We start from the raw sequence: 25115 nt of genomic DNA on the forward strand, positions 1-25115 counted from the left end.
CACAACAAAGCTGGAATTTTAATCTTTGAGCCGCTTGGCCAAGGAATCACGCCACGAATCTGCCAGAATCTCGAGATCAACCAGCCGCTTAGCTCCTTCAAGATCCAACTTGTCATGCAGCGTAATGCGGTTAACCTCTGCAATGGTAATCCCGGCATCATGACGCTGTAGTCGTACCAAAGCTTCTCCTGCCGATACCATCCCCTGTTTCAAAACGCGAAGATAGAATCCGGTATACCCCGTGTTTGTCACCTTAAGAGTAAACTGGGGAATATTATATCTGGCTGAAATCTTATAACAGGGTCTTCGCGGCTGGCTAACCTGCACCACAGCCTCCCCCCACTGGAAGGTATCTCCGATGCATACCTGCTCCTCAGTCAGACCTTTGACAGTTAAGTTCTCACCGAAGGCCCCGAGCGGCAGATCAATATCGAATTCCTTCTCCCAGAATGGGTAATGGTCAAAAGAATAAACACAAAGCGCTTTGTCCACTCCCCCATGGAAAACCAGATCCGCCTGTTCATCCCCCTGTAAATTCAGCTCGGACAAGAACAGTTCTTCCTTCGTCGGCTGCTTGACAATTGCCGAGTTCGCAGGTTTGGAGTGGTTCATGAGCGGCTGTACCTTGCCGGTATTCACGGACACAATTTCAAATTGCTGATTCACCCATATCCTCCTCTCAACTACATAAATCAACTTAGCTTGGTTCATTAAATTATACACGTTAAGAAGGACATGCGAAATCTTTAGATTGCATCCGAATATAGACTCTGAAATACATTCTGATTATGCTGCTCTTTACGAAGTTTTTGCCGGGCACGATAGAGTAGGATTTTGAATCTCGATAATCCAATGCCCATCATATCGGCCGATTCCTGATAAGAGAAGCCTTTGAAGTCATAGAGAAGAACGGATTGTCTCTGAACTTCCGTCAAAGAGCACAGCATTTCACATACGGCTTCATGTTTCTCTTTTTTGATAAAACTCGTCTCCGGTGTCTCCACCTCAGGCAGATCATTGAAATATTCTGTATCGAAATACTGAAGACGACTCTCTTTGCGCATCTTGTCAATGAATACCCGGTAGGCTACTCTTAACAGCCAGGGCCTTACTCTTTCCGCGTGTTCCGGTTTCAAATGAACATAGGCTCTTGCAAAGGTCTCCTGCATCAAGTCCTCTGCCAAATGATGATTCTTGCCCAGGTACAGCAAATACCGGTAAACATCCTTCTTGTAGTCTCTATATATTTTCTCGAATTGAATACAGTCCATCGTTCTCTCCCCTTTTGCTTAAATCATGCGTGATGTCTAATTTTCCCTTTCTTAACTTGGCTAAATCCGTACTCCAGCAGCTTGCCAGAGTCCTTCCATACCCCTTCGGCTGTGGAGTGCAGGACTACACTGATAAGCCTTTGGCCCCCTCTGGTTGCCGAAGCTGCCAGACAATAACCTGCTTCATCCGTATGTCCGGTCTTAATTCCATCCGCGCCTTGGAAATAATACTCGCTTCCGCTCTGAAGAAGCTTGTTGCGATTCATATACGAGACAGCGGATTCAGACGATTTATGACGCTTCTCTGCCACAATACTCTTGAAGACCTCATTTCTCATGGCTTCTCTGGCAATCAGAGCCATATCCTTGGCGGTTGAATAATGGTTCGCGTTGTGCAGTCCATGCGGGTTGGCGAAATGAGACGAATCCGCCCCAATTTTCCGTGCCCTCTGGTTCATTAGTTCTGCAAAATACTGCTCGGCTTCTTCGGGTGACATCTGCTGGCCTGAATCAATACGTGTTATGTAGGATGCGGCGGTTCTGGCCGCATCATTGCCTGAAGGAAGCAGCATCGCCGCAACCAGGTCCTTTAATCTGAGCTTCTGCCCTTCCTCCAGTCCTGCCGAGCTTTCGTCCGGCGTTCTTAGCCGGGCTTCTTTTCCTACTGTAATCAGATCGTCCGGATTTCCTTTCTCCAAGGTGATCAGGGCCGTTAGAATTTTAGTTGTGCTGGCCGGATACAATCGTTTGGTCTCATTCTCGGCATACAGGATGTCCCCTGTGTCCTCATCCATTAGAAGCAGCCCTTCCCCCTCAAGCCCTTGCAGAGGAGGACCGAATATATGGTTCCATTGCTGATTGACTTTGTGCACTAAAGTTGAAACATGTGTTTTCAGATTACCTGAGCTGATTTCAATAATGAGCAAAAGAAGAATAAGAATGGCTCCGACTCTCACTACTTTGCGGTTTATCAATTGTGCTCTCTCCTTAACCCGAACCTTTTGTTACCCTTATTATCAGGGTTATAGCTTTCGGCCCAGCTAAGAAAATATTAAGAATATATTAAGAAAGTTCTAAAAGTGTATCGATTCCCAAAAAGCGGCGTTTAGCGGGGCAATCCAACAAAAAAAGCATGCTTCACCCTAACAACGGTGAACCATGCTTTTTCGTTTTACAAACTTAACATTCTCGTTTATTCTTATTCACTCTGCTGAATTCTTACAGTAAATACAGTCCTCTCCTCGTCACTCTCCACCCGGATCGTCCCGTGGTGCAAATCCACAATATGCTTGGCAATGGCAAGCCCAATCCCCGAGCCCCCCGTATTCTTGTCCCGGGATTTCTCCACCCGGTAGAACCGCTCGAACACCCGCGGCAGATCGGCATCCGGGATAGGTTCGCCGTAATTAATGACATCAATAACGGCCTCGCCCCCTTCAATCCGGCCCTTAATGTCCAGATAGATTCCGTCATTCCCATAACGTATCGCATTGGAAATGAGATTCTCGTACACCCTTCTGAGCTTATCCCCATCGGCAATTACGATCATCTGGGGACTCTCGAATGATAATCTTGCTTCCATTCCGCTCTCATTAAACTGCCATTGGAACTGGGCTGTGATCTGATGCAGCATCTCCACCAGATTAATCCGGGTCTTGTTCAGCGTCATCTCCCGGTTCCGTAGACGGGTATATTCGAACAAGTCCTCAAGCAGCTGCTTTAATCTCAAAGATTCTTCATAAGCCATATTGTTATAATATCTGAGCTCCACCTCATCCCGGTACCGATCCTGATCGATAAGCCCAAGGTAACCTGTAATGGTCGTTAACGGTGTACGAAGATCGTGGGATACGTTGGTGATGAGTTCATTCTTGGTTTGCTCCGCACGCCGTTCCTCCTCAAGCGAGATTCTTAACCGCTCCATCATCCGGTTGATATCCGCCGCCAGTTGACCCAGCTTACCAATTGAACGGACGGTAACTTTGCGGTCAAGCTGGCCTTCTTCGAGCTCATGAACCTCCTCGATCAATAAGGTAAGATACTGCTGCTCCTGCCGCCGGCTTTCCCTGCGCCACAAATAAATGGCTGTAACCACCACCACAGGAATGGAAGCAACATAATAAATCTGCGGATTTCCGATTCCATAATAGAATCCGCGAACAATCCTCCCCAATGTCAGGGCCCCATTGTTGTAGTATAAATAATTAACCAGTGCATAGAGGAGCCCGCACAGGATTGCGGATACCACCACGGTCCAGAAGAACCACTTAAAAAAACTTAAGCTAGATCTCAATTTTGTAGCCAACCCCCCATACGGTGCGAATCAGCTTTTCTCCGTGCATTTCCTTCTCCAGCTTGTCCCGGAGCCGGCTGATGTGCACGGTCACTGAATTATTGTTCTCGAAGTATTTGTCTTTCCATATGAGTTCAAAAATATCCTCTGAACTGAATACCCGGCCAGGTTGGCTGGCAAGTAGAAAGAGGATGCTGAATTCAATCGGGGTGAGCTTAACGGTACGGTCATCCACCTTAACCGAATGGGTCTCTTTATCAATTTGAAGAGAGCCCAGTTCGATCAGATGGTCCCTTGCCGTAATCGCGGGTTGGGCGCTGTAGAATGCTCTCCTGAGCAGAGATTTCACTCTCGCCACAAGCTCCAGCGGATTAAAAGGCTTCACCATGTAATCATCCGCTCCGGTCATCAGACCGGTGATTTTATCCATATCTCCGTCCTTAGCACTAAGCATAAGGATAGGAGTCATGTTGGTCTCGCGGATTTTAAGGCATACCTCGATCCCATCCATACCCGGCATCATAATATCAAGCACCACGAGATGTATGACCTCGTTTTGCATAATTTCAAGCGCTTTATAGCCGTTCTCCGCTTTAAAGACAACGTAACCCTCATTAAGCAGGTAAATTTCAATCAGCTTTGCAATTTTGTCATCGTCATCGACGATCAGTATGTGTCTATCCATACTCTTCATCCCTTATCATTGAGTTTGTCTGAAATAATCATAACATGATTCCCTATTGCGTTCTCAAACAAAAGGTTAAGAAAGCGTTAAGAAGTTCTTAATAAATACATTCTGAAAGCAAAAGAGATCCATCAGCCGCGTCCTCATGCCATAGTAGACCTGAAGTCGTCTAGAATGCGCGCAATTGAAGTTTATAAAGTGATCTTGAGAGCGCCAGGCGGGAGTTGACACCCAACGCTGATCTTTAAAATGAGTCTAAGCGCTGATTGGATTATTGAACTTAGCAAACAAGGAACACCCCCCGCCGGAATGGTGGAAAGTGTTCCTTGCTGTCTAACCTGATTTTATACTTGTGCACCGAGCTTCTGGAACATCTCCAGATACGGTTTAACTTCCTTCTTAATGCTCTTCAGAAATTTACCGAATTCCACGGTATCATACTCATCCCCAACACCCACTTGCCGGTACACCTTCCCTTTCTTATATTCAAAAGAGAAGAAGTTCTGCTTGTCCAAAACCTGCTTGATCCCGGACAGATCGCCGTCTATCCGCAGGAGCAGCTTATCATCCTTGTACTCAAAGGAGTAGGGCGGATCGTAATCCCCATGCCTTACGATAAAGCCCGATACCAGTGCATCCTGCTTGAATTTCCCCTGCTGAACAGCATTCTCGGAAAGCCTAGAGTTTTCGGTGCTCTTCATGATGAGCCTGCCCTCACCCTCTTTCTTGTCATTCACCCAGCTGCCTATGTATTCCTGCTTAATGAGAATTCCGTTCTCCTTCTTGACCTCTGTCAGCTTGCCAAAGCCTGCTCTGCGGCCGTTCACCCAGTTTCCTGTGTAAACTTTGTTCTTGCTCCAAGTCATGGTTCCCTGGCCGCTTGGCTTTCCGTTCTTTGTTTCTCCGTAGTACACCGCCCCGGAAGGATACTTCACCGTCATTTTTTTAGCCTTTGCTTCCACCGGGCTTGTGGAGGCCACGTTGATTAGAACCATTACGGCCACCAGCAATGCCGCAAATAATCCCCGTTTAAGTCTCATTTCCTACCCCACTCCTTCACTGCTGTGTCATCTACAGCTTATATATCGGCTGAAGCTCATCTTTATTTCAGACTGCCCCGGATTACCTACTGCTCCCGGTTGATTGAAAAAGCTCTGATCCGCAACATGCGAAATCAGAGCCCTATTTCAGTAAGTCATTTCATGTTCATATTAACCATTACCCAAGTGGCAAAATAATTACTGCCCACCCTCAGCCCGTGCCAGCTTGGCAAGCGTAATCAGAGCCGCATCGATCTCCCGCTCCACGGCTAATACCACTTCGTCGGTATGAGGATTATATGGCTGCTGCTCCGCACTTTCATTTCCATCAAGCGCCACAATGGCTCCAGCCTTCATCCCTCTTAAAGAGGCAATAACAAACAGAGCTGAAATCTCCATTTCTACCGCAAGAACCCCGGCTCTCTTGTAGACTTCCGTAGGCAGCTCCAGAACTCCTGGGAAAAAGGCATCAATTGTCGCCGTAATTCCCTTGCCTACGATTCCCCCTAATTCCTTGGCTGTATCATACAGCGTATCCGTCACAGTGCTGTCGGATACCGCCGGGAATGCCAACGGAACAAGCTGCCGGGTCAATCCGTCCTCACGGACGGCAGCTGTGCTTACGATCAAGCTTCCTTTCGGAAACTTTTGACTGAAGGAACCTGCTGTCCCTACCCGAATCAGCGTTTTGACTCCAGCCTGTGCCAGCTCTTCGAAGCAGACCGCTGCTCCAGGGCAGCCTACGCCATGACTTACAACACCGAGGCGAACGCCATCATATTCGCCTACAAATGTCCGGTATTCTCTGGCGAACGCCAGCTCTTTCGCATTATCCAGCTTCTCCGAAATTTTCTTGGCGCGGTGCGGATCTCCGCATACAATCACATGCTCCGGCAGATCCTCCGGGTTAATTAGCAATATAGGCAGCAGGGCCATCTTAATCAAACTCCTTTCTTGTCCATTCATCTTCCGGAATCGGGATCGATTCGCCGGAGAACCGCTGTTCCTTGAACGGATCAGCCGTATTATGAAACCCGTTGCGCTCCCAGAAGCCCGGGCGGTCTTCTTTCATAAATTCAATGCCCTGAATCCATTTCGCACTTTTCCAGAAATACAGATGCGGTACAACCAGGCGCAGAGGCCAGCCATGCTTCTCGGTCAGCGGCTTGCCATCATACCGGTAAGCCAGCAGAACATCATCCCTCATCAAATCGGCAACCGGGATGTTGGTGTCATAATCATGATCCGCATGAATCATGACATGCGCCGCCTCCGGTTTCACACCAAGCTCACGGACCAGATCGGAGAATCTCACACCTTCCCATTCGGTATCGAATTTGGACCACCGGGTAACACAATGGATATCACACCGGACCTTAGTCACCGGCAGGGACAGGATATCCTCCCAGGAGAAGGTCCTCTCTTCTTCAATTTCACCGAATACCCTCAGCTTCCAAGTCGAAGTATTATAATGCGGGACATCACCTTCATGCAAAATCGGGAACCGGTCCGTTAACGCCTGGCCAGGCGGCAGCCGATGGGCAAGCTCTTGGCTGACCGGCGCTGCCTTGGCGGGGGACTTCATTTTTTTCAGGCGTTCCGCTTTGTTGTGCATATGAGTAACCTCCCTATGACCTGCCATTAATTTTATTGGAGTGCTGCAGGTAACTTTTATCCTTGAAGAAGAACATAGCAATCAGGGTCACGACAAAAGGCAGCATCAATGTGAAATGAGTAGGCAGCGAGAATCCTTGCAGCCGGATGCTTATCGCGTCCATGAATCCAAACAGCAGACTGGATGCGACCACTCCAAGCGGATTATTCTGTCCGAGCATGGTCGCTACGAGTGCAATAAATCCACGGCCACCTGTCATCCCTTCGGAGAACATCGTCACCTGACCGAGGGAGAGCTGGGCTCCAGCCAAGCCGCACAACAGCCCGCTTGCGAGAATGGCCCCATACTGGATCCTTCTCACCTTAATCCCAAGGCTCTGGGCCGCTACGGGATTCTCACCTGATGCCAGCAGACGAAAGCCGGATTTGGTCTTGAACAAATAGTACTGCATCACGGCAGCCAGCAGAAAAGCCAAGTACACTAACGGAGAATGGCCCGAGATAATTCCGCCAAGAACCGGGATATCCTGAACCTCGGGGATATTCCAGGTAGGCAGGCCAGTCATGTTCTTGTCATAATAGGCTCCCTTCACATCAAACAGCGCCCTTAGTGTAAACGTGGTTAGTCCTGCGGCCAGAAAATTGAAGGAAATCCCTACAATAATTTCGTTAGCCTTCAGATGAAGGGATATAAAAGCAAGCAGCCATGAGAACAAAGTTACACAACCCGCAGCAAACAGCACGGCAAGCCAAACGTTCCCGAAGAAGTGATTCCCTACGATTGCCGTAAATGCGCCGGTCAGGATCATTCCCTCCAGAGCGACATTGAAAAAGCCCACGCGTGCACACAACGCCCCGCCCAAGGCCGCCAGCAAAATAGGCGTCACCATGCGTATGGTTGAATTAAATAACGATATATCAAGAAACTGATCCACTCGCTGCTCCCCCCTTCCTGCGCTTAATAAAGCTGTAACTGATACGGGCCGTAACAAACAGGATCAACACGGCCTGTATGACACTGGAGATTTCCAGAGGGACATCCGTATTTCGCTCCACACCCATTCCGCCTGTCTGAAGAGCAGCAAGAAGAACCGCCGCTAAGGCTGTTCCAATAGGATTAGAACTGGCCAGCATCGCGGCCATAATTCCGGTGAAAGCATAGTTGGGCGCCGAAAGTGCCCCATCCAGGAAACGATACTGGGTGCCCAGCACTTCCACCGTACCCGCCAGACCCGCAAATGCGCCGCTGAGAAGCATGCTGAACAGCATCAAGCGGCCCCGTTTAACTCCGCCGTAGGCGGCGAAGCGGGGATTGCTGCCCAGGGAACGGATCTCATAACCGGATACGGTATACTTCATAAAGACATATAGGATCAGCGTAGCAGCTATCGCGATAATGAAGCCGGTATGTACGCTCATGCCCTTAAACAGCTTGTCGAGCCATAGGCTCTTGTCCACCATCTGAGTCTGTGCCAACGCGGCCGAGCCTGTTGTATCCTTGAAAGGATAGGACACCAGATAGCCCGTTAAATACTGGGCAATATAGTTAAGTAGCAGCGTGGTAATGATCAGGTTCATCCGGAACCGGGTATCCAGCCAGCTGGCAAAGGCCGAGTACAGCCCTCCTACGATCATACCCACTGCAAAAATTACAGGAATCTTGATCCACACAGGGCCTGGCATATAGATGGCTGTCAGGGAGGCAGCCAAGGCGCCAAGCAGCATCTGTCCTTCTGATCCCATATTGAGGAACCCCGCTCTGAACGCAACCGCAACGCCAAGCCCCACAAGGATAATCGGAGTTGACCGGGCAAGTGTATTGGTGAAGAAATAAAAATTACCGAAAGCCCCCTTCCACATTTCTGCGAAGGTCTCAGTCACAGATCCTCCCACTACCAAGATCGCTGCGGCACCCGCTAAAAGCCCGAGCACAATGGCTACCAGAGGATGGATCAGCTGTTTGGCATTTTGCTTAAGATTGTGCATGAATGTCTCCCCCCGCCATCAATAAACTGATCTTCTCTTCTGTCGCTTCTTCGGTCCGCAGCTCCCCTGTAATGCGGCCATCGTACATGACAACAATTCGGTCAGAAAGCTTGAGAATCTCCGAGAGCTCTGAGGAAATCAGCAGAATACCGCCCCGTTCTTCCCTTCTTCGCAATAGCTCCCCGTGAATCGTCTCCATCGCACCGATATCCACTCCCCGGGTTGGCTCCGCCGCAATCACAAAAGGCGTTCCATGTCCAAGCTCACGGGCTACGATTAATTTCTGCAGATTCCCGCCCGACAAGTAACGGGCCTTAGTCTCCTGAGAGCTTGTCTTCACGCCGAAAGTCCGAATGAAATCCGCAACCATTTTCCGGCTGCGCTTGCCTTGGATAAAGCCAAACCGCTGATGCTTGCGCTGATAACCCATCAGCCCGTTCTCGAACACGGAAGCTTCGCCTGCAGCCCCCCACATATACCGGTCTTCCGGGATATGCGCAAGCCCCCGATTCCGGATCTCCCGCACAGAGGACTCTGTCACATCCTGCCCGGCAAGCCTGACCTTTCCTTTATCAATCCTGGCAAGCCCAGTAATGGCTTGTATTAATTCGGATTGGCCATTACCGGAAATGCCAGCGACCCCTACAATCTCTCCAGCACGGACTTGGAGGGAGATCTGATCCAGCAGAGGCTTTCCTTTTCCCGCCTGCAGGGTAACCTGGTCCACATCCAGAACGATATCTCCTGGAACGGACGGCTGCTTCTTAAATTCAGCAAGCTCCCTGCCCACCATCAGCCGGGACAGCTCCTCCGCATTGGTGTCTGCCGTATTCAGCACACCGGTTACTTTCCCATCGCGCAGGACGGTAATCCTGTCCGCCACGTCCATGATTTCGTGCAATTTATGGGTGATCAGAATAAAGCTCTTGCCCTTTGCCGCAAGTCCCTTGATCGCTGCAAGCAGTTCCTTCACTTCGAGTGGTGTCAGGACGCCCGTTGGTTCATCTAATACAATAATATCCGCCCCTTGATACAGCACCTTCAGAATTTCCACGCGCTGCTGTACGCCAAGCGAACAATCCCCGATTTTCATCAGAGGATCAACAGGCATCCCATATTGCTGGGACAGCTCTCTGACCACTTGAGCGGCCTCTTTGCGGTCAAACCTCCCAGCCGTACCCGGCTCCCGGCCAATCACAATGTTCTCCGCAATGGAGAAGGACGGGAACAGCATGAAATGCTGGTGCACCATCCCGATCCCGCTCTGTATCGCATCAGCAGGAGTCCCAAACTGCCGTTCTTTACCGTCTACCTTAATAACCCCTGAGGTGGGCTGCTCCATGCCATAGAGAATTCGCATGAGCGTTGTCTTGCCTGCCCCATTCTCACCAACCAAGGCATGAATCTCTCCTTTGCGGAGGTTGAAATCCACCTCATGATTTGCCGTCAGAGCTCCGTATTTCTTAGTCATCTTCTCCATCTCAAGCAGCATGTGCCCTCTGGTCTCCTTTCTTCTCAAGCTTGATCACATCAAAAAAGGAAGCCATCTGCTGGATGAGCAGCCGGCTTCCTTAGAGGGATTCTTATTGCAGTGGGTTTTTGACTACAATTTTGCCGGAGACGATATCGTCACGAATTTTCTTCACGTCGTCCACTACCTTTTGTCCGATAAACGGGCTGAGCGGCGACTGACTGTCACGGGTCACATAGGTCAGTCCGACTCCATTTTCCTTCAAACCGTAATCCACAGTACCGAATTTAAAGCTTCCGCTTGCGAAATCCTTCACGGTCTCATATGCGGCCGTTGAAGTCTCTTTCAACTGGGAGAGCACCACGTGTTCCGGGTCTACTACGGTCTGATCCGTATCTTGACCGTTCGTGTAGAATCCTTTCTCCTTAGCAGCTTCGAATACGCCAAGGTCGGATACAGCTGCCGCACCGGCGATAAAGTCAGCACCTTGTCCGAATTGCACCAGAGCAAGCTCCTTGGCTTTAGCCGGGTCATTAAAGCTGCCGACATAGTTAACCAGATACTTGGCTTTTGGATTCACAGATTTCAGTCCTTCTTCAAATCCGACCGTATATTTCTTCAGAAGCGGAACATCCTGGGCCGCAACCAAGCCTACAACGTTGGTCTTTGTCGCAAGACCCGCAGCGGCTCCAAGCAGATAAGACGCTTCATATTCGCGGAATACGACGCTTCGAATGTTGGGCGCCTCGATAGACGTATCAATAATGGCAAAAGACTTGTCTGGATTCTCAGCAGCCACCTTCTTCAGAGCATCCTCAGCTGTAAATAATGAAGTAATGATCAGATCATAATCTTCCGCAACCGCTGTGCGCAGATTTTGTTCAAATGCTGCTGGGTCGGTGGATTCGATGGTTTTCGTGTCCACTTTGAATTCTTCTCCGGCTTTCTTGAGCCCTTTGTCCATTTCTTCAAAGAATGGATTGACACCGATTTTATCGGGGAGTACCAAGGCAATTTTCTTTTTCTTGCCTGTGTCTTCTTTTCCAGATGCAGCGTTCGCATCGGATTTCGTATCAGCACCTCCAGATGAGCATCCCACCAAGGAGATGAACAGAACTGCCGCGAAGATGAACATGATCGATTTCTTCATAAAATAACTCCCCCAATATTTTCATTTGTCTACTAAATTTATTATATCCTATTTGATTACTTGGTATTTGTCAACGCAAATTTATAGTTATTCACTGAAATAGAAATATAGACTGTATAATATGGAAATATGTGAAATTATATAGAAAATAACTAATAAAGATACATTTTGTCCCATATGAAATGCATCTCTATTGACTTCAGCTTCTTTTCATAGTTAACAAAAAAAGGAACACCTTCGCCCCATAGAAGAGAAGGTATTCCTTGTTGCAGAATAATATTTATCTCATTTAATAGCTATAGCTGCTCATAACCTGTTGAGCCAATCTTCCAGGCTTATCTGATCTGTGTATCTTTAACCGGCGTACCAAAATTCGGCATCCCATCCTCATTCCAATCAAATACCTGTGCCCGGGTATGGCGGTTCGGGTCGTACAGCGGGTCCCCGGTAATTTCTTTATAATTTCGTGCATGGTAGATCAAGACATCCTGGCCGTCCTCTGACACCGTAAAGCTGTTATGCCCAGGTCCATACTGCCCTGTCTCTTCGTTGGTCTGGAATACGGGCACCGGCGATTTGGTCCATGACGCCGGATTCAGCAAATCCGAGGATTCGTCGGCATACAGGAGACCCATACAATAATTATGATCCGTTGCGCTTGCCGAATAGCTGATAAAGATCCGTCCGTTCCGCTTGAGTACAGCCGCTCCCTCATTGACTCGGAAGCCGACAATCTCCCAGGGATATTCCGGTGTCGAGATCATGACCTGCTGTCCGCTTAGCGTCCAGGGGTTGCTCATCCTGGAGATATACAGGTTGGAGTTGCCTTCGATCTCCGGATCTTTCTGGGCCCACACATAATACAAGCTTCCTTGATGCTCAAATGTGGTCGCATCAAGCGCAAAAGACTCCCAAGCCGTCTTGATTTGCCCCTTCTCGACCCACTGCCCTTCAAGCGGATTGGCCGATTCGTTCTCAAGCGCATACATCCGGTGGTCGAACAGGCCATCCTGGGTCTCTGTAGTTCTGGCAGCCGCAAAATAGATATACCATTTCCCTTGAATATAATGAATTTCAGGGGCCCAAATGTTGGCACTCAGCATGCCTGTCTCATACTTACGCCAAGCCACTACGGGCATGGCGTCTCTCAGCCCTTCAAGTGTAGCCGAACGCCGGATTTCAATCCGGTCATATTGAGGAACCGAGGCGGTAAAATAATAATATCCATCACTGTGCTTGTATACCCATGGATCAGCCCGCTGTTCCACTAATGGATTGTTGTATTCTCTGGTTCTGTCCATTTCCCTTGTCTCCTTATACATGCGAAATTTTATGTTTCTACCATCTTGATTGCCCGGGATACGGGCAGATGGAATCGCTTAGCTTGGCTCTTACCGCAACCAGACAGCCACAGTGTCTGCAGGTTGATTCATATTGAAGTGACGGGCAGTTCCAGCACGTATCCAGACGCCGGGCATATTCCTCATCAGATACGGCAGCACGGTTCTGGACAGCCATTTGAATCATTTGTTCCAGCTTTTCAGAGCTTACCCGAACACTAGCTGAGCAGCCTTTGCACCCATCAATGCCATGCTTGACTCCAGTACTGATAGTCATCTTAGTTAAGTGTGAGCACTAGAATGGAAGCGGGAGGCAGTTCAAATTCAAGAACCCCGTCCTTCAGCTCAGCATCTTCAAAATAAGCAGGCGCCACAAGGTCCGGCTGCTCAAACGTGTTATGTGCGTTTAGTGAAGTATGAGTCAAAATTTTGCCATACACTTTGCTATAGTTGAAACCTTCAATACGGCAGCTGAAGCTCGCTGCTTCTGCGTGATGCAGGTTGCATGCCGTCAGGTGAATCGCTCCTTCCCCATCCATGGAAGCTGAAGCGCTAATCTGCGGGATGGATGCGCCATTATAAATATAATTTGGACTTTCGAACTCCAGCTCGAGCAGCTCATTATCCATGTGGACCTTGTACATATCGAACACATGATACGTTGGGGTCAGCAGCATACGATCACCCTCGGTAAGGATCAAGGCCTGAAGCACATTCACCAATTGGGCAATATTGGCCATCTTCACCCGGCTGCAGTACTTGTGGAAAATGTTCAGATTGATGCCTGCCACAAGTGCATCACGCAGGGTATTTTGTTGGTATAGGAAACCCGGATTCGTTCCAGGCTCCACATCACACCAAGTTCCCCACTCGTCGATAATAAGCCCTACCCGGCGTTCCGGGTCATATTTATCCATAATTTCAGAATGCTTAATGATTAATTCTTCCATATACAGCGTGTTTTTGAGAGTGGCAAACCACTCATCTGTGTCAAATTCCGTAGCCGAGCCTTTGCTGGCGAACCAATTGCCTGACGGGATGGTGTAATAATGGAGACTGAGTCCATCCATGAGTCCGGCGGCTTCGCGCATCAGCACTTCAGTCCACTGAAAATGATCCGTATTTGCACCACAGGCGATTTTATATACCTTATTTCCACCATAGTTACGTACGTAGGTAGAGTAATGCCGATAAAGATCCGCATAATATTCCGGACGCATATTCCCGCCACAGCCCCAGTTCTCATTCCCTACCCCGAAGAAAGGTAGCGCCCAAGGTTCATCACGGCCGTTTCTCCGGCGTAGGTTGGCCATCGGCGACTCACCGTCAAAGGTCATGTACTCCACCCACTGCTGCATTTCACGAACAGTGCCGCTGCCTACGTTGCCACTGATATAAGGCTCTGTATTCAGAAGTTCGCACAGACGCAGAAATTCATGTGTGCCAAAATGATTATTCTCCTCAACCCCACCCCAGTTATTGTTGATCATTCTTGCACGTTCTGAAGCAGGACCAATACCGTCCATCCAGTGATACTCATCGGCAAAACACCCGCCTGGCCAACGTAGGACCGGGATGTTCAAGCGCTTCAAGGCCTCAAGCACATCATTCCGAATTCCTTCCGTATTTGGTATTGGAGAGTCTGGCCCCACCCATAGTCCCTCATATATACATCTGCCCAAGTGCTCAGCAAAATGTCCGTACAAGTGACGGCTTATCGTCCCCTTTTTCTCTCCGGCATTCAGCTTTACGTTAATCATTTTAGTTGCCCTCCCCACTCTATATTTATTGGTTAGAATCTACTTGTTTGCCCCAGACCGCAGTCCCGTTCCCATCCATTCCGGTAAAAACAAGCGTCTGCCGATTCCTCTCCCAATCCCAAGATGGCAGCAGCTGAACCCGCTGAACCTTACTCCGGTCTTCCACAGGGTTATTCCACGTCAATGTCATTGTGAACTTGCCATCAAAAGACCATTTCCCCTGTTCCACCGATCCTTCGATTGTGCCATCCGCTCCAAGCTTGATGTGGCTGGACTGGATCTGACCATCAACGAACTTATCCATAACCAGGTACTCCCATCCGCCCGGAATCAGAGACTTAGGGATATCCTGCTGCGTCTCTCCCGCATAGCGTTCGGGCGATACAACCGGCCATCCGTCTTCTGTCCATAGAATTTTACGCACATGCAGATAGGACCAGTTCTTATCCAACTCACCTCGGGCATGGTGAACGATGAAGTAATTGTCCCCATCCTTGAGCACTGAATTATGCCCCGGTGCAATCCATCCGGCATCTTCACCAAGCCTGTAACCACCGAGAATTTTGTTGCCTATCTCATACTGCGGCTCGTAAGACGTATCTGTCATTTCCTTCCCGTTGTAGTCCACATAGGGACCTGTGATGGAGTCCGATCTTGCAACACGCACATTGTAATCTTCAAATAAAGAGTCATACGAGACGAATAAGTAATATTTCTTATAGTTCTCGTTGTAGATGATATAGGGGCCTTCCACTGCCCCATCCTCAGTAACACGGTCACGGGCCGCAATCAAGGTGCCGAAGCCGGGTTCCGCAGGCTTTCCAGTTTCAGGATCGAGCTGAGTGATGTGAATTCCGCCAAAGAACGAGCCATACACCATCCACATTCTGCCGTCCGCATCTGTTACTACATTAGAATCAATGGCATTAAGTGAGTCCTCGTTTCGGGTCTGTATGACGGCACCCTTATCGGTCCAAGGCCCTTCAATGGAAGGAGATGTTGCCAGACCAATCATCGACTGCCTACTTCCAAAGGTGGATGCTGAGTAATAGAGACGATAGGTATCTTTATATTTCACAACATCCGGTGCCCACAGCCCAACAGCACCACTCCATGCTTTGGCTTCAGAAGGCACATCCGGGAAAGCCTGCCCCACCCATTTCCAATGGATGAGATCGTCAGATTTGCGTACCATCACACCCGGCTTCGCTTCACCTCCTACCTTCACATCTGTGGAGAATACGTAATATCCTTGACCCGTCTTAACAATGCCTGGATCATGAGCGTTGTTGATCGTCCAAGCAGCAGCGTTATCGATGGCCGAGGTATCGTACATTTTGATTTCCCCTGGGGAAGGTGGAAATACAGGTTGAGCGGCATTATCCGCCGTACATCCGCTTGCCCCGAACAAAAGAAGCATAGGAATAACCATAATTGCCCTCCATTTAGCCTGAGGATTCATCCCTTAACTCCGGAAATCGCTACAGACTCAATAATTTGTTTCTGGAACACCAAGAATGTAATAAGAACAGGCAGCAGCGCGATAATTGAAGCGGCCATGATCAGAGGATAGTCCGTCTGTATGGCATAGGTTGCATTATAGTTAGCAATCACAAGCTGGAGGGTCTGATTCTCCGGTGAATTTAGATAGATAATAGGTGCCAGATAATCATTCCATATCCCCATAAACCAAAGAATAAGCTGGGCCGCAACCGCAGGTTTGATTAAGGGGAACGTAATTGTGGAGAACAGCCTGAAGTACGAGCTTCCATCGATTTTGGCAGCTTCAATAATTTCGTTAGGTACACTTACCAGGTACTGTCTGATGAAAAAGATCATCACGATATTCCCGAACAATCCCGGTACGATCAAAGGCAGCAGCGTATCCACCCATCCCAGCTCTGAGAACATAATGAACTGGGGAATCATGACTGCCGGATATGGAATCATAATCGCAGACAACAGCAGCAAGAAAATCTTATTCTTATGCGGAAATTTGAGCTTGGCGAAGGCAAATGCGGCAAGACTCGATGTGAAAGTGCCCACGACCGTTACACTCACCGCCACGATTAAACTGTTTGTAATCCCGGTAAGCAGCGGCCCCTTCTCCCAGATCTCCACGTATTTATCAAAGTGGAATACATCCGGAATCCATTTGGGTGGAAGTGCAAATACATCCTGCTTATCTTTAACAGAGGTGGTAAGCATCCATAATAGCGGGGCAATCATTACGATTGCGCCGATAGCCAGAACGATAAAAATGATTGTATTGGCCAGCCGTCTCTTTTGTGAATGGGACATATTCATATTCGCTCCTATCTCCTTGTGATCAGTCCATCTCGTAGGACGATTTCTCGTTCATTTTGAATTGGATCAGAGTTACAACAAATATGAAAAGCCCCAAAACGACGGCCATAGCGGATGCGTAACCCATTTGCAGATTTCCAAAGGCTTTCTGCCAAATATAGAAGACAACAGATGCGGAAGAATATTCTGTTCCCCCGGTGGATGTCATGATATTGATTTCCGTAAAGATTTGAGATCCGCCGATTATGCTTGTAACCACAATGAAGAAGGTTACCGGCTTAACCATTGGCCAAGTAATATGCCGGAACGACTTGAAGCCGCTGGCCCCATCCAGCTCTGCTGCTTCGTAATAAGTTCTTGGGATACTCTGAAGCGCAGCCAAATACAAAAGCATGGTGTAGCCAAGCCCCTTCCAGACCGTCATGATGATGATGGCCGGCTTCACCGTGTACTTATTGGCCAGCCAGTTCGGTCCGTCAATACCGAAGAGATCCAGAAACTGGTTCACAAGGCCATAATCCCCGTTGTAGGCCCAGTTCCAAAGAATGGAGATCGCAGCCAGGGAGGAGATTACAGGCACGTAATAGATAACCCGGAAAGCTGTTGTGCCTGGGATTTTGCGATTGAGTCCAAGGGCTAGGAGCAGTGCCAGGAACAATCCGATCGGAATCCCGATCATGAGATAGATGGTGTTGAAAGCCGCCTTATAGAACAACTCATCCGAGAATAATTCTTTAAAATTACCGAGCCCTATAAAGGTCATCTGTCCCAAGCCATCCCAATCAGTGAAAGCCCCATAGACGGAATAGATAACCGGAAACAGCGTGAAAATCAACAGTCCCAGAACAGGAGGAAGGATAAATAGATAGCCATATATCTTTTCTTTTCGATACAATCTGGATTTGGTTGCCCCACGCTTCGTCTGAGCTGCAGGGTCTTGAAGCTGCAGATTTGATTTGGTTTCCATGCCTTCACCTCAATTTCGGATGCCGGAATTGAAAATGATGTTAGCCGGATTCGGCAGCTAACATCATTTATTCTCCGGGTAGTCATTACTTCTTGGATCTGTTCTCCTGTTCAATCGCCTTATCGAGCAGCTTCTGCATTTTTGGCTGTTCCTGCTTCACGTACTCTGCTGCAGTGATTTTGCCATCAAGAACAGGTTGGATATCCGTAAAGAACAAGTTGTACCATTCCGCATTGTAGGTATAGTTGCCTGGCAACGCTCTTCCGTACTCCTCAACGATTTGAAGGAATTCCTCTTTATTCGCCGGCTTGGTTGAGGTATCTGCCGCCCATGTTTTGGCCATATCAACCATGTTAGGGATTTGGACTTTCGCTTTGACCAGCGCATCCATGCCTGCTTTGGAAGTAGTCAGATAGTTAACCAGCTCTACTGCTTCATCCGGATACTTGGTCTTTTTCGATACCCCTATCCCGAGTGAACCGGTCCAGGTCGCTGATTTGCCAGTTGACCCGGCTGGGTAAGGAATCAGATCATATTCGAAAGGCAGCTTCTCATAAGTAGACATATCCCATGGCCCCACAGGGAAGAAGGCCAGCTGCCCTTTCATCCAGCGCTGATACGTATCGAGCGTCTGGGAATCTGCGATCGTCGGAGTAACTTTGCTTACGTTCTGTAAATCGGCAAGGTATTGAAGCGCTTCAGCGAATTTAGGATCGTCGACCGTTACCTTGGTCTTGGAGGAATCCAGGAAGTCCGCCCCATTACTCCAAACAAAGGACTGAAGTGCCCAGTTAATGTTAAAACCGGAGCCGAACTGATCCAACTTTCCATCTCCGTCCGTATCTTTGGTAAGCTCCTTCTGAACCTTCAGGAATTCTTCCCAGGTCATCGGCTTATCCTTATCGGGCAGCGGAATTCCAGCCTTCTCGAACATCGTTTTGTTATAACCGAGTGCAAATGGCCCTACGTCTTTAGGCATTCCATAGATATCACCTTGACCAGCCATTTTTCCGTCATAGCGGTACAGATCAACACCATATTTCCAAATATTGTTCAGATTGATGTTCTTATTCTTCTCGATATATGGCGTCAAGTTCATAAGAACTCCGCTGTTGACATAAGCCTTGAGATCGCCGGATTCAAAATAGAACACGTCGGGAAGTTTATTACCTGTGATGGCGGCTTTTAATTTGGTTGCATATTGGTCACCTGTTGTAATTACAGTTTTGACCTTGATATTCGGATGATCAGCTTCAAACTGCTTAACCACATTCTTGTAGGCAGTTTGTTCATCAGGTCCTCCGCGGAACATAAACGTCAATTCCTTAGTCCCGCCTTCGGCACTGCTTGACCCTCCCTTACCACAACCTGCTAGTACGGTGGAGCACACAAGAATCAGTGAGATCCATGTTAACCAACCTTTTTTCTTTATCACTAGAACCCCTCCTAATAAATCAAAGATTTGGAACCGTATTCAAATAGGCCAATACCTTTGTTCCCTAGACTTTGCGCAGGCGGATCACATTCCATGAAGCTTTAGACAAACGGGCATTTACATATCCGCCATTCCATGTCGAGCTGCCTTGAGTATGAGGTCTTACACTCTCTTCTTCAGCCGTATTAACCGCCTTCAGATTCTCATGTTCCAGGACAATATGCTCCACAATACGGTACCCTTCAAACCCGCGCACATCACACTTCAGTTCAAGCGCCTCTTCCAGATGCCTGTTCACCGCGAATAGGGTTAATTCCTCAAGCTCTTCGTTATATACAACCGCACTGTCCAAATAAGGAACATCCGTATAATCTTGAGCATCATATTTAGGAGAGTCCACCACCGGTCTTAGCGACACCCCCCTGCCGTATTGCGAGGCATGCAGATAAGGGTAGAAAATCGTCTGCTTCCACGCTCTACCGCCGTTCTCGGTCATGATTGGCGCAATCACATTGACCAGCTGGGCCAGACAGGCAATCTTGACACGGTCCGCATTTCTGAGGAAAGTAATCAGCATGCTCCCAACCAGCAGCGCATCTTCAAAATTATAAATATCCTCCAGCTGGGGAGGTCCTACACTCCAGGGTTCAAGCTTGGCGTCCGCATCATTCGAATGGTACCAGACATTCCATTCGTCGAAGCTAAGCATCATGGTCTTCTTGCTCCGCTTCTTCGCTTTGATGTAATCACAGGTCGAGCTGACGGTATGGATAAAATGTTCCATATCCATCGTCCGTGCCAGGAAATTAGCCGAATCGTTGTCTCTGTTCCCGTAATACTGATGCAGGGACACATAATCCGCAATCTCGTATGTATGATCGAGGGTTATGGCTTCCCATTCAGGAAAAGTCGGCATTCCCGTGCTTGAGCTCCCACAGGAAACCAGCTCTATCGATGGATCAACCAGCCGCATAGCCTTTCCAGTCTCATAAGCGAGTCTTCCGTACTCCTGTGGGGTCTTCTGACCAATCTGCCAAGGGCCGTCCATCTCGTTCCCGAGGCACCAAGTCTTCACGCCATGCGGCTGTTCATATCCATGCCGGCGGCGCAGGTCACTCCAATAACTGCCCTCTGGATGGTTGCAATACTCCAGCAAATTTCTCGCCGCATCCACGCCGCGGGTACCGAGATTGACTGCCATCATGACCTCTGAACCTACTTCCCTGGCCCACTTCATAAATTCATTGGTCCCCACCTCATTAGGCTCCGTAGTCCGCCAAGCCAAATCCAATCGTTTGGGACGCTGATCAACAGGTCCTACGCCATCTTCCCAGTTATAGCCTGAGACAAAGTTGCCGCCTGGATAACGTATGATGGGAACATTCAGTTCTTGGACAAGCTGTTTGACATCCTCGCGAAACCCTTCCGGGTCAGCTGTTACATGAGCGGGTTCATAAATACCTCCATAGACCGCCCGGCCCAAATGCTCTATGAAGGAACCGTATATACGGTTGTCGACCTCCGCGATCCGGAAGGCTTTGTCCACAACCATTCCTGCTTTAAGTTCTGATAATGACATGTGCTCACCATCCATTTTAATGAAGTTTAAAATGATTTATTATATAGTTAATGAATCCGCTTACACTTATAAATTATCACATATGCACCTCCTTGTAAACAATAATATCTAAAACATTTTATGTATTTATGAAATAAAGAGGAATAATCTTATATTATTCGTTATTTACTCATTTTATAAATCTTTATATTTAGATAAATATAAAATAAATCGAAGAATAATTCAAAAAAATTCTCTGATTCTAAAGAAAATAATAAATTTAGAGCCTAATCTTTATTTTAATCAAAATTTAGTTTATGATTATCTAAAATGATTACTGGAAGAAGGTTCAAGAACCATGATATACATCAAGGACTTAATGAGTGGAATTGATATTTTCAAGGCGTTAAGCTCTGAAATTAGAATTCAGATCCTCGAACTGCTGTCTAAGAACCAAGCTTTGAACTTAAATGACCTGGCTACGAGGCTGAATTTAAGCAATGGGGCTATTACTATGCATATCAAGAAGCTGGAAGAGAGCGGACTCATTGAAATTAATACCTCTGTCGGCAAACACGGGATTCAGAAAATGTGCTATTTGAACAAAGATAAACTGATTATCGATCTGCAAAGCAAAGAAACGGAGAACCTTTACGAAGTTGATATCAAGGTTGGGCATTACAGCGACTATTCTGTCACGCCAACCTGTGGGCTTGCAACCAAAGACAGCATCATCGGGGACTTTGATGACCCAAGATATTTTGCCGATCCCCAGCGGATCGATTCCGAGATCATATGGCTGTCTGAAGGATATTTGGAGTACCGCATACCCAACTATTTGAAGCCGAACCAGACCTTCCGTGAGATCCAGTTCTGCATGGAGCTTGGCTCCGAGGCTCCGGGTTATTGCGACAATTATCCCTCCGACATTTATTTTTACCTAAACGGGGTAGAGCTGGGATACTGGACAAGTCCTGGCGATTTCGGAGACACCCGTGGCACCTTTAATCCCGAATGGTGGCCGCCTCACCTGAACCAATACGGCATGCTCAAGCTGATTCGCATCAACAATGAAGGAAGCTTCATCGACGGCTGCCGGATCTCGGATGTAACACTGGATCAGATTCAGTTAGACTACAAAAGTGAGCTGACTTTCCGTATTGCCGTCACGGATAATTCGGTGAATAAGCGGGGTCTGACCATCTACGGCAAATATTTCGGCAACTATGCCCAAGACTTGTCTGCAAGAATCTTGTATAACGTCGAGGAGCAATAAATGGACAAACAGTTAGTTGAAGCAGATCGTTATCAATCATGATCAATGCTGCCGAAATGAGGTAATCTTATAAAAGGATCACATCAACTTACACAAGAGATGTGATCCTTTATTACATAAGCAGCTAATTGTTAGGCCTCGTTCAGAGCTCTAAGCAGAGTATGGCGCGGGCGCAGCTTGTGAGCTTCGTTAAGGCTTCGCTCAAGCAGCTGGTCATCGATGCCGAGCTCCACTCTGCTTACAGGCCCATGAACCGTATTCAGCAACTGGCGAATCTCGGATTCTAACGGGATATCATCCACCCACTTGCGAATTTGGGCACCGAATTTCTTTAATTCCTCCGGTTCACTGCCAGGGTAGACGCCTTGGTCCACAGCATTATGATACAAGCGGGAGATTTCCGCACAAGCTACCCCCACCTTCGCTCCGTGAAGATGAGCTCTGCTTCCCCGCCTTAAATATTCCATCTCCCAGTAATGGGACAGATGATGCTCCGCCCCAGAGGCAGGATGAGATTGGCCAAATAAAAGCATAGCAATTCCCGATTCAATTAAAGCGGTCATTAAGGTATGAATACCCGCTTCTGTCCGGCTGCCGATCTGCTCCACGTGATCCACACACGACTTTAAAGCGCGCTCCGTAATGGCAGCTACTTGTTCATCATAGGGTTCCCCGGCGGTAAGATGGGAGAATTTCCAGTCGAATAAGGAAGTGTATTTGCCCAGCATATCTCCGAATCCTGCGGCAATCAGCGGCTGGGGAGCATTTATAAGAATGCCCAGATCAGCAAAAATCGCAATAGGAGGAACCGCAGCCACGGTCGTTTTTACACCTCGAAGAATAAGTGGGGCCCCAGATGAAGTGAACCCGTCGACGGATGGAGCTGTCGGCACAGAGACGAAGGGGATTCGGGTCTTGTGACTGACAAAACGAACAATATCATGAATTGTCCCGGAGCCGACCGCAATCAGACAATCCCTCTGATCCGGCTCCAAGCTCTGAAGCACTTCTACAATTGTCTGTTCGTCAGCGGCATAATCCCCCGCTGTATTGGGAGTCAGCAGCATGATCTTCGCTTGAACTCCCGACTGGGAAAGGCGGTCTGAGAGAAGCTCACCTGCTGCCTGATACGTGTTCTTGTCAGCCACCATCAGCGGCTTCAAGTAGTTCCGTTCCAGCAGATAACCAGGTACTTCCCGGATGGCTCCCCGGCGTAATGATATCTGTTTAATAGCCGTAGCTGTTTCCTCAGATATACCGCTCATGGATATTCTCCCCCTTCTATTTTGCGGATTTCTTGATCGCTTTCAGCCGTTTCATCACATCATTCCCGCCCCGTCCAAAGTAATCATGAAGCTTGCTGTATTCCTGATACAGCCGTTCATAGATTTCAACGTGCTCGGGAATAGGCCTGAAGGTTTCTTCCTTCACTCTGGCCATACTTGCAGCAGCCTCAAGAATGGTGTCATAACCGCCCGCTTCCGCTCCCGCTGCAACTGCAGCAAACATCGCGGCGCCGAGGGCCGGCGTCTGTTTGGAATCCGCAACAAAGATTTCGCGGTTCGTGACATCGGCATAAATCTGCATGAGTAAGCGGTTTTTCTGCGGCAGTCCACCGCATGCATAAAGAGCATCCACCGGAACCCCATTAAAGTGGAAGGCATCCACAATTTTACGGGTTCCGAACGCTGTAGCTTCAAGTAGAGCACGATAGACTTCCTGCGGCTTGGAGAGCAGAGTAAGGCCCACAATAAGACCAGTCAGGTCGGTATCAACCAGGACAGAGCGGTTCCCGTTCCACCAATCCAGCGCAAGCAATCCTGTCTCGCCCGGCTGATACTTCGCAGCCTCCCGTTCAAGCCATTGATGTACTCCAATGCCTTCTTTCTCCGCACTTTCTTGGACATATGCCGGAAGAGATTCCTCTACGAACCACTCGAAAATATCGCCCACCGCGGATTGACCGGCTTCATATCCATACAATCCTGGAATAATGCCGTCCTCAACAACACCGCACATTCCCTCCACCTGCTTCTCTTCGGTCCCAAGCAGCATGTGGCAGATCGAGGTGCCCATCGCCATCACCATTTTGCCCGGAGTTACAACGCCTACGGCTGGGACAGCCGCATGCGCATCCACATTTCCGACCGCAACCGCAATCCCCTTCTTAAGGCCTGTTAGCTCAGCCATGGCTTCCGTAAGTCCACCTGCTGAAGATCCTAGCGGGACCACCTCTCCACGAAGTTTCGTATCCGTTAATTGCTCAAGCCGTGGATCAAGCGCCTTGAAATATTCCCTCCTTGGGAATCCGTCCTGCTTGTGCCAGATCGCTTTATAACCGGCTGTACAGCTGTTGCGGACCACCTTGCCCGTCATTTGAGCAATGACCCAATCCGTTGCCTCCAGAAAAAGATCTGCCTTGTCATAAATTTCCGGAGCTTCATCCAGAATCTGCCAAATTTTCGCGATCATCCACTCCGAGGATATCTTCCCGCCATACCGCGGCAGAAAGGCCTCCCCCCGCTGAGCGGCAATCTGGTTGATCTTGTCTGCCTCAGGCTGCGCAGCATGATGCTTCCACAGCTTCACCCAGCTGTGAGGCTGGTCCGCATATTCCGAATGGAAGCACAGCGGCTTCCCTGCCTCATCAACTGGCAGCATCGTGCAGGCCGTAAAGTCAATCCCGATCCCGATAACCTCATCCGCATTGACTCCTGATTGCTGAAGCACCGCAGGCACTGATTTTCTTAACACTTCCAGATAGTCATCCGGGTGCTGGAGCGCCCAGTCATGCGGCAGCTTGATTCCCGAACCAGGCAGGTACTCGTCAATGACATGGTGCGGATACGGTGTGACATGATCGGCAACTTCGTTACCGTTCGACAGATCAACGAGAACAGCTCGCCCGGATTGTGTCCCGTAGTCAACTCCGATGGTATATTTTGTTCCCATGTCGGCTTCC

Annotated in this window: 23 protein-coding genes; 1 reads left to right on the top strand and 22 read right to left on the bottom strand. The window is 48.6% G+C overall.

Going from position 1 to position 25115, the window contains the following annotated elements; translation table 11 throughout:
• Positions 1-18 precede the first annotated feature (18 nt).
• The 20 genes from BN6628_RS15720 to arfA form a co-directional block, all read right to left on the bottom strand.
• Positions 19-666: an MOSC domain-containing protein gene (locus tag BN6628_RS15720; RefSeq protein ID WP_235847654.1), complete on the bottom strand. Its 648-nt coding sequence runs from the start codon at positions 664-666 to the stop codon at positions 19-21.
• Between the two features lie 80 nt (positions 667-746).
• The gene (locus tag BN6628_RS15725; protein ID WP_068619024.1) at positions 747-1271 is read right to left on the bottom strand and encodes a sigma-70 family RNA polymerase sigma factor; all 525 of its coding nucleotides are present in this window, start codon (positions 1269-1271) and stop codon (positions 747-749) included.
• 23 nt (positions 1272-1294) lie between these two features.
• Entirely contained in the window at positions 1295-2245 is a 951-nt protein-coding gene (locus BN6628_RS15730) for a D-alanyl-D-alanine carboxypeptidase family protein (RefSeq protein WP_068619027.1), read from the bottom strand.
• 224 nt (positions 2246-2469) lie between these two features.
• Positions 2470-3564, bottom strand: coding sequence for a sensor histidine kinase (locus BN6628_RS15735; RefSeq protein ID WP_068619028.1), 1095 nt, complete (start codon positions 3562-3564; stop codon positions 2470-2472).
• A complete protein-coding gene (locus BN6628_RS15740; protein ID WP_068619031.1) occupies positions 3554-4249 on the bottom strand; it encodes a response regulator transcription factor in 696 nt (231 codons plus the stop codon). The genes BN6628_RS15735 and BN6628_RS15740 overlap by 11 nt, the downstream gene beginning before the upstream one ends.
• Before the next feature lie 344 nt (positions 4250-4593).
• The gene (locus BN6628_RS15745) at positions 4594-5289 is read right to left on the bottom strand and encodes an MORN repeat-containing protein (RefSeq protein ID WP_068619033.1); all 696 of its coding nucleotides are present in this window, start codon (positions 5287-5289) and stop codon (positions 4594-4596) included.
• 198 nt (positions 5290-5487) lie between these two features.
• Entirely contained in the window at positions 5488-6225 is a 738-nt protein-coding gene (locus BN6628_RS15750; protein WP_068619034.1) for a nucleoside phosphorylase, read from the bottom strand.
• A gap of 1 nt (position 6226) precedes the next feature.
• On the bottom strand, positions 6227-6904 hold the full coding sequence (locus BN6628_RS15755; protein ID WP_068619036.1) for a sulfite oxidase-like oxidoreductase: 678 nt from the start codon (positions 6902-6904) through the stop codon (positions 6227-6229).
• Positions 6905-6917: 13 nt separating this feature from the next.
• The gene (locus BN6628_RS15760) at positions 6918-7793 is read right to left on the bottom strand and encodes an ABC transporter permease (protein WP_187386173.1); all 876 of its coding nucleotides are present in this window, start codon (positions 7791-7793) and stop codon (positions 6918-6920) included.
• Positions 7794-7821: 28 nt separating this feature from the next.
• The gene (locus BN6628_RS15765) at positions 7822-8889 is read right to left on the bottom strand and encodes an ABC transporter permease (protein WP_068619040.1); all 1068 of its coding nucleotides are present in this window, start codon (positions 8887-8889) and stop codon (positions 7822-7824) included.
• Positions 8876-10381 (bottom strand): ABC transporter ATP-binding protein, encoded by a 1506-nt coding sequence (locus tag BN6628_RS15770; protein WP_068619042.1) that lies wholly within the window; start codon positions 10379-10381, stop codon positions 8876-8878. The genes BN6628_RS15765 and BN6628_RS15770 overlap by 14 nt, the downstream gene beginning before the upstream one ends.
• A 91-nt stretch (positions 10382-10472) precedes the next feature.
• Entirely contained in the window at positions 10473-11510 is a 1038-nt protein-coding gene (locus tag BN6628_RS15775) for a BMP family lipoprotein (RefSeq protein WP_068619044.1), read from the bottom strand.
• Between the two features lie 335 nt (positions 11511-11845).
• Positions 11846-12811, bottom strand: coding sequence for a glycoside hydrolase family 43 protein (locus tag BN6628_RS15780; RefSeq protein ID WP_068619046.1), 966 nt, complete (start codon positions 12809-12811; stop codon positions 11846-11848).
• A 37-nt stretch (positions 12812-12848) separates the two neighbouring features.
• On the bottom strand, positions 12849-13037 hold the full coding sequence (locus tag BN6628_RS25695) for a DUF6171 family protein (protein WP_235847655.1): 189 nt from the start codon (positions 13035-13037) through the stop codon (positions 12849-12851).
• Between the two features lie 91 nt (positions 13038-13128).
• A complete protein-coding gene (locus tag BN6628_RS15785; protein ID WP_068619048.1) occupies positions 13129-14610 on the bottom strand; it encodes an alpha-N-arabinofuranosidase in 1482 nt (493 codons plus the stop codon).
• A 25-nt stretch (positions 14611-14635) separates the two neighbouring features.
• Entirely contained in the window at positions 14636-16036 is a 1401-nt protein-coding gene (locus BN6628_RS15790) for an arabinan endo-1,5-alpha-L-arabinosidase (protein ID WP_068622355.1), read from the bottom strand.
• 32 nt (positions 16037-16068) lie between these two features.
• On the bottom strand, positions 16069-16911 hold the full coding sequence (locus BN6628_RS15795; protein WP_068622353.1) for a carbohydrate ABC transporter permease: 843 nt from the start codon (positions 16909-16911) through the stop codon (positions 16069-16071).
• Between the two features lie 28 nt (positions 16912-16939).
• Complete coding sequence (locus BN6628_RS15800) at positions 16940-17884, bottom strand: carbohydrate ABC transporter permease (protein ID WP_068619050.1); 945 nt, start codon at positions 17882-17884, stop codon at positions 16940-16942.
• Between the two features lie 85 nt (positions 17885-17969).
• Positions 17970-19319: an ABC transporter substrate-binding protein gene (locus BN6628_RS15805; protein ID WP_068619051.1), complete on the bottom strand. Its 1350-nt coding sequence runs from the start codon at positions 19317-19319 to the stop codon at positions 17970-17972.
• A 64-nt stretch (positions 19320-19383) separates the two neighbouring features.
• Positions 19384-20898, bottom strand: a complete 1515-nt coding sequence (gene arfA, locus BN6628_RS15810; RefSeq protein WP_068619052.1) for an arabinosylfuranosidase ArfA — start codon at positions 20896-20898, stop codon at positions 19384-19386.
• Positions 20899-21235: 337 nt separating this feature from the next.
• Between arfA and BN6628_RS15815 the strand changes: the two genes are divergently transcribed.
• Positions 21236-22153: an ArsR/SmtB family transcription factor gene (locus BN6628_RS15815; protein ID WP_068619053.1), complete on the top strand. Its 918-nt coding sequence runs from the start codon at positions 21236-21238 to the stop codon at positions 22151-22153.
• A 131-nt stretch (positions 22154-22284) separates the two neighbouring features.
• Here the strand turns inward: BN6628_RS15815 and BN6628_RS15820 are convergent, their stop codons facing one another.
• Both BN6628_RS15820 and BN6628_RS15825 read right to left on the bottom strand, forming a co-directional pair.
• The gene (locus tag BN6628_RS15820) at positions 22285-23418 is read right to left on the bottom strand and encodes a sn-glycerol-1-phosphate dehydrogenase (protein ID WP_068619055.1); all 1134 of its coding nucleotides are present in this window, start codon (positions 23416-23418) and stop codon (positions 22285-22287) included.
• A gap of 16 nt (positions 23419-23434) precedes the next feature.
• Positions 23435-25105, bottom strand: a complete 1671-nt coding sequence (locus tag BN6628_RS15825) for a ribulokinase (protein WP_068619057.1) — start codon at positions 25103-25105, stop codon at positions 23435-23437.
• Positions 25106-25115: the final 10 nt, after the last annotated feature.

The sequence above is a fragment of the Paenibacillus tuaregi genome (genome assembly GCF_900086655.1).
Lineage (GTDB): Bacteria > Bacillota > Bacilli > Paenibacillales > Paenibacillaceae > Fontibacillus > Fontibacillus tuaregi.

What these genes read in the sequence shown, in the direction of transcription:
- BN6628_RS15725 (WP_068619024.1), bottom strand. Translation starts at nt 1,271, where the DNA reads ATGGACTGTATTCAATTCGAGAAAATATATAGAGACTACAAGAAGGAT.
- BN6628_RS15740 (WP_068619031.1), bottom strand. Translation starts at nt 4,249, where the DNA reads ATGGATAGACACATACTGATCGTCGATGACGATGACAAAATTGCAAAG.
- BN6628_RS15745 (WP_068619033.1), bottom strand. Translation starts at nt 5,289, where the DNA reads ATGAGACTTAAACGGGGATTATTTGCGGCATTGCTGGTGGCCGTAATG.
- BN6628_RS15750 (WP_068619034.1), bottom strand. Translation starts at nt 6,225, where the DNA reads ATGGCCCTGCTGCCTATATTGCTAATTAACCCGGAGGATCTGCCGGAG.
- BN6628_RS15755 (WP_068619036.1), bottom strand. Translation starts at nt 6,904, where the DNA reads ATGCACAACAAAGCGGAACGCCTGAAAAAAATGAAGTCCCCCGCCAAG.
- BN6628_RS15760 (WP_187386173.1), bottom strand. Translation starts at nt 7,793, where the DNA reads ATGGTGACGCCTATTTTGCTGGCGGCCTTGGGCGGGGCGTTGTGTGCA.
- BN6628_RS15765 (WP_068619040.1), bottom strand. Translation starts at nt 8,889, where the DNA reads ATGCACAATCTTAAGCAAAATGCCAAACAGCTGATCCATCCTCTGGTA.
- BN6628_RS15770 (WP_068619042.1), bottom strand. Translation starts at nt 10,381, where the DNA reads ATGCTGCTTGAGATGGAGAAGATGACTAAGAAATACGGAGCTCTGACG.
- BN6628_RS15775 (WP_068619044.1), bottom strand. Translation starts at nt 11,510, where the DNA reads ATGAAGAAATCGATCATGTTCATCTTCGCGGCAGTTCTGTTCATCTCC.
- BN6628_RS15780 (WP_068619046.1), bottom strand. Translation starts at nt 12,811, where the DNA reads ATGGACAGAACCAGAGAATACAACAATCCATTAGTGGAACAGCGGGCT.
- BN6628_RS25695 (WP_235847655.1), bottom strand. Translation starts at nt 13,037, where the DNA reads ATGATTCAAATGGCTGTCCAGAACCGTGCTGCCGTATCTGATGAGGAA.
- BN6628_RS15785 (WP_068619048.1), bottom strand. Translation starts at nt 14,610, where the DNA reads ATGATTAACGTAAAGCTGAATGCCGGAGAGAAAAAGGGGACGATAAGC.
- BN6628_RS15795 (WP_068622353.1), bottom strand. Translation starts at nt 16,911, where the DNA reads ATGTCCCATTCACAAAAGAGACGGCTGGCCAATACAATCATTTTTATC.
- BN6628_RS15800 (WP_068619050.1), bottom strand. Translation starts at nt 17,884, where the DNA reads ATGGAAACCAAATCAAATCTGCAGCTTCAAGACCCTGCAGCTCAGACG.
- arfA (WP_068619052.1), bottom strand. Translation starts at nt 20,898, where the DNA reads ATGTCATTATCAGAACTTAAAGCAGGAATGGTTGTGGACAAAGCCTTC.
- BN6628_RS15815 (WP_068619053.1), top strand. Translation starts at nt 21,236, where the DNA reads ATGATATACATCAAGGACTTAATGAGTGGAATTGATATTTTCAAGGCG.
- BN6628_RS15820 (WP_068619055.1), bottom strand. Translation starts at nt 23,418, where the DNA reads ATGAGCGGTATATCTGAGGAAACAGCTACGGCTATTAAACAGATATCA.
- BN6628_RS15825 (WP_068619057.1), bottom strand. Translation starts at nt 25,105, where the DNA reads ATGGGAACAAAATATACCATCGGAGTTGACTACGGGACACAATCCGGG.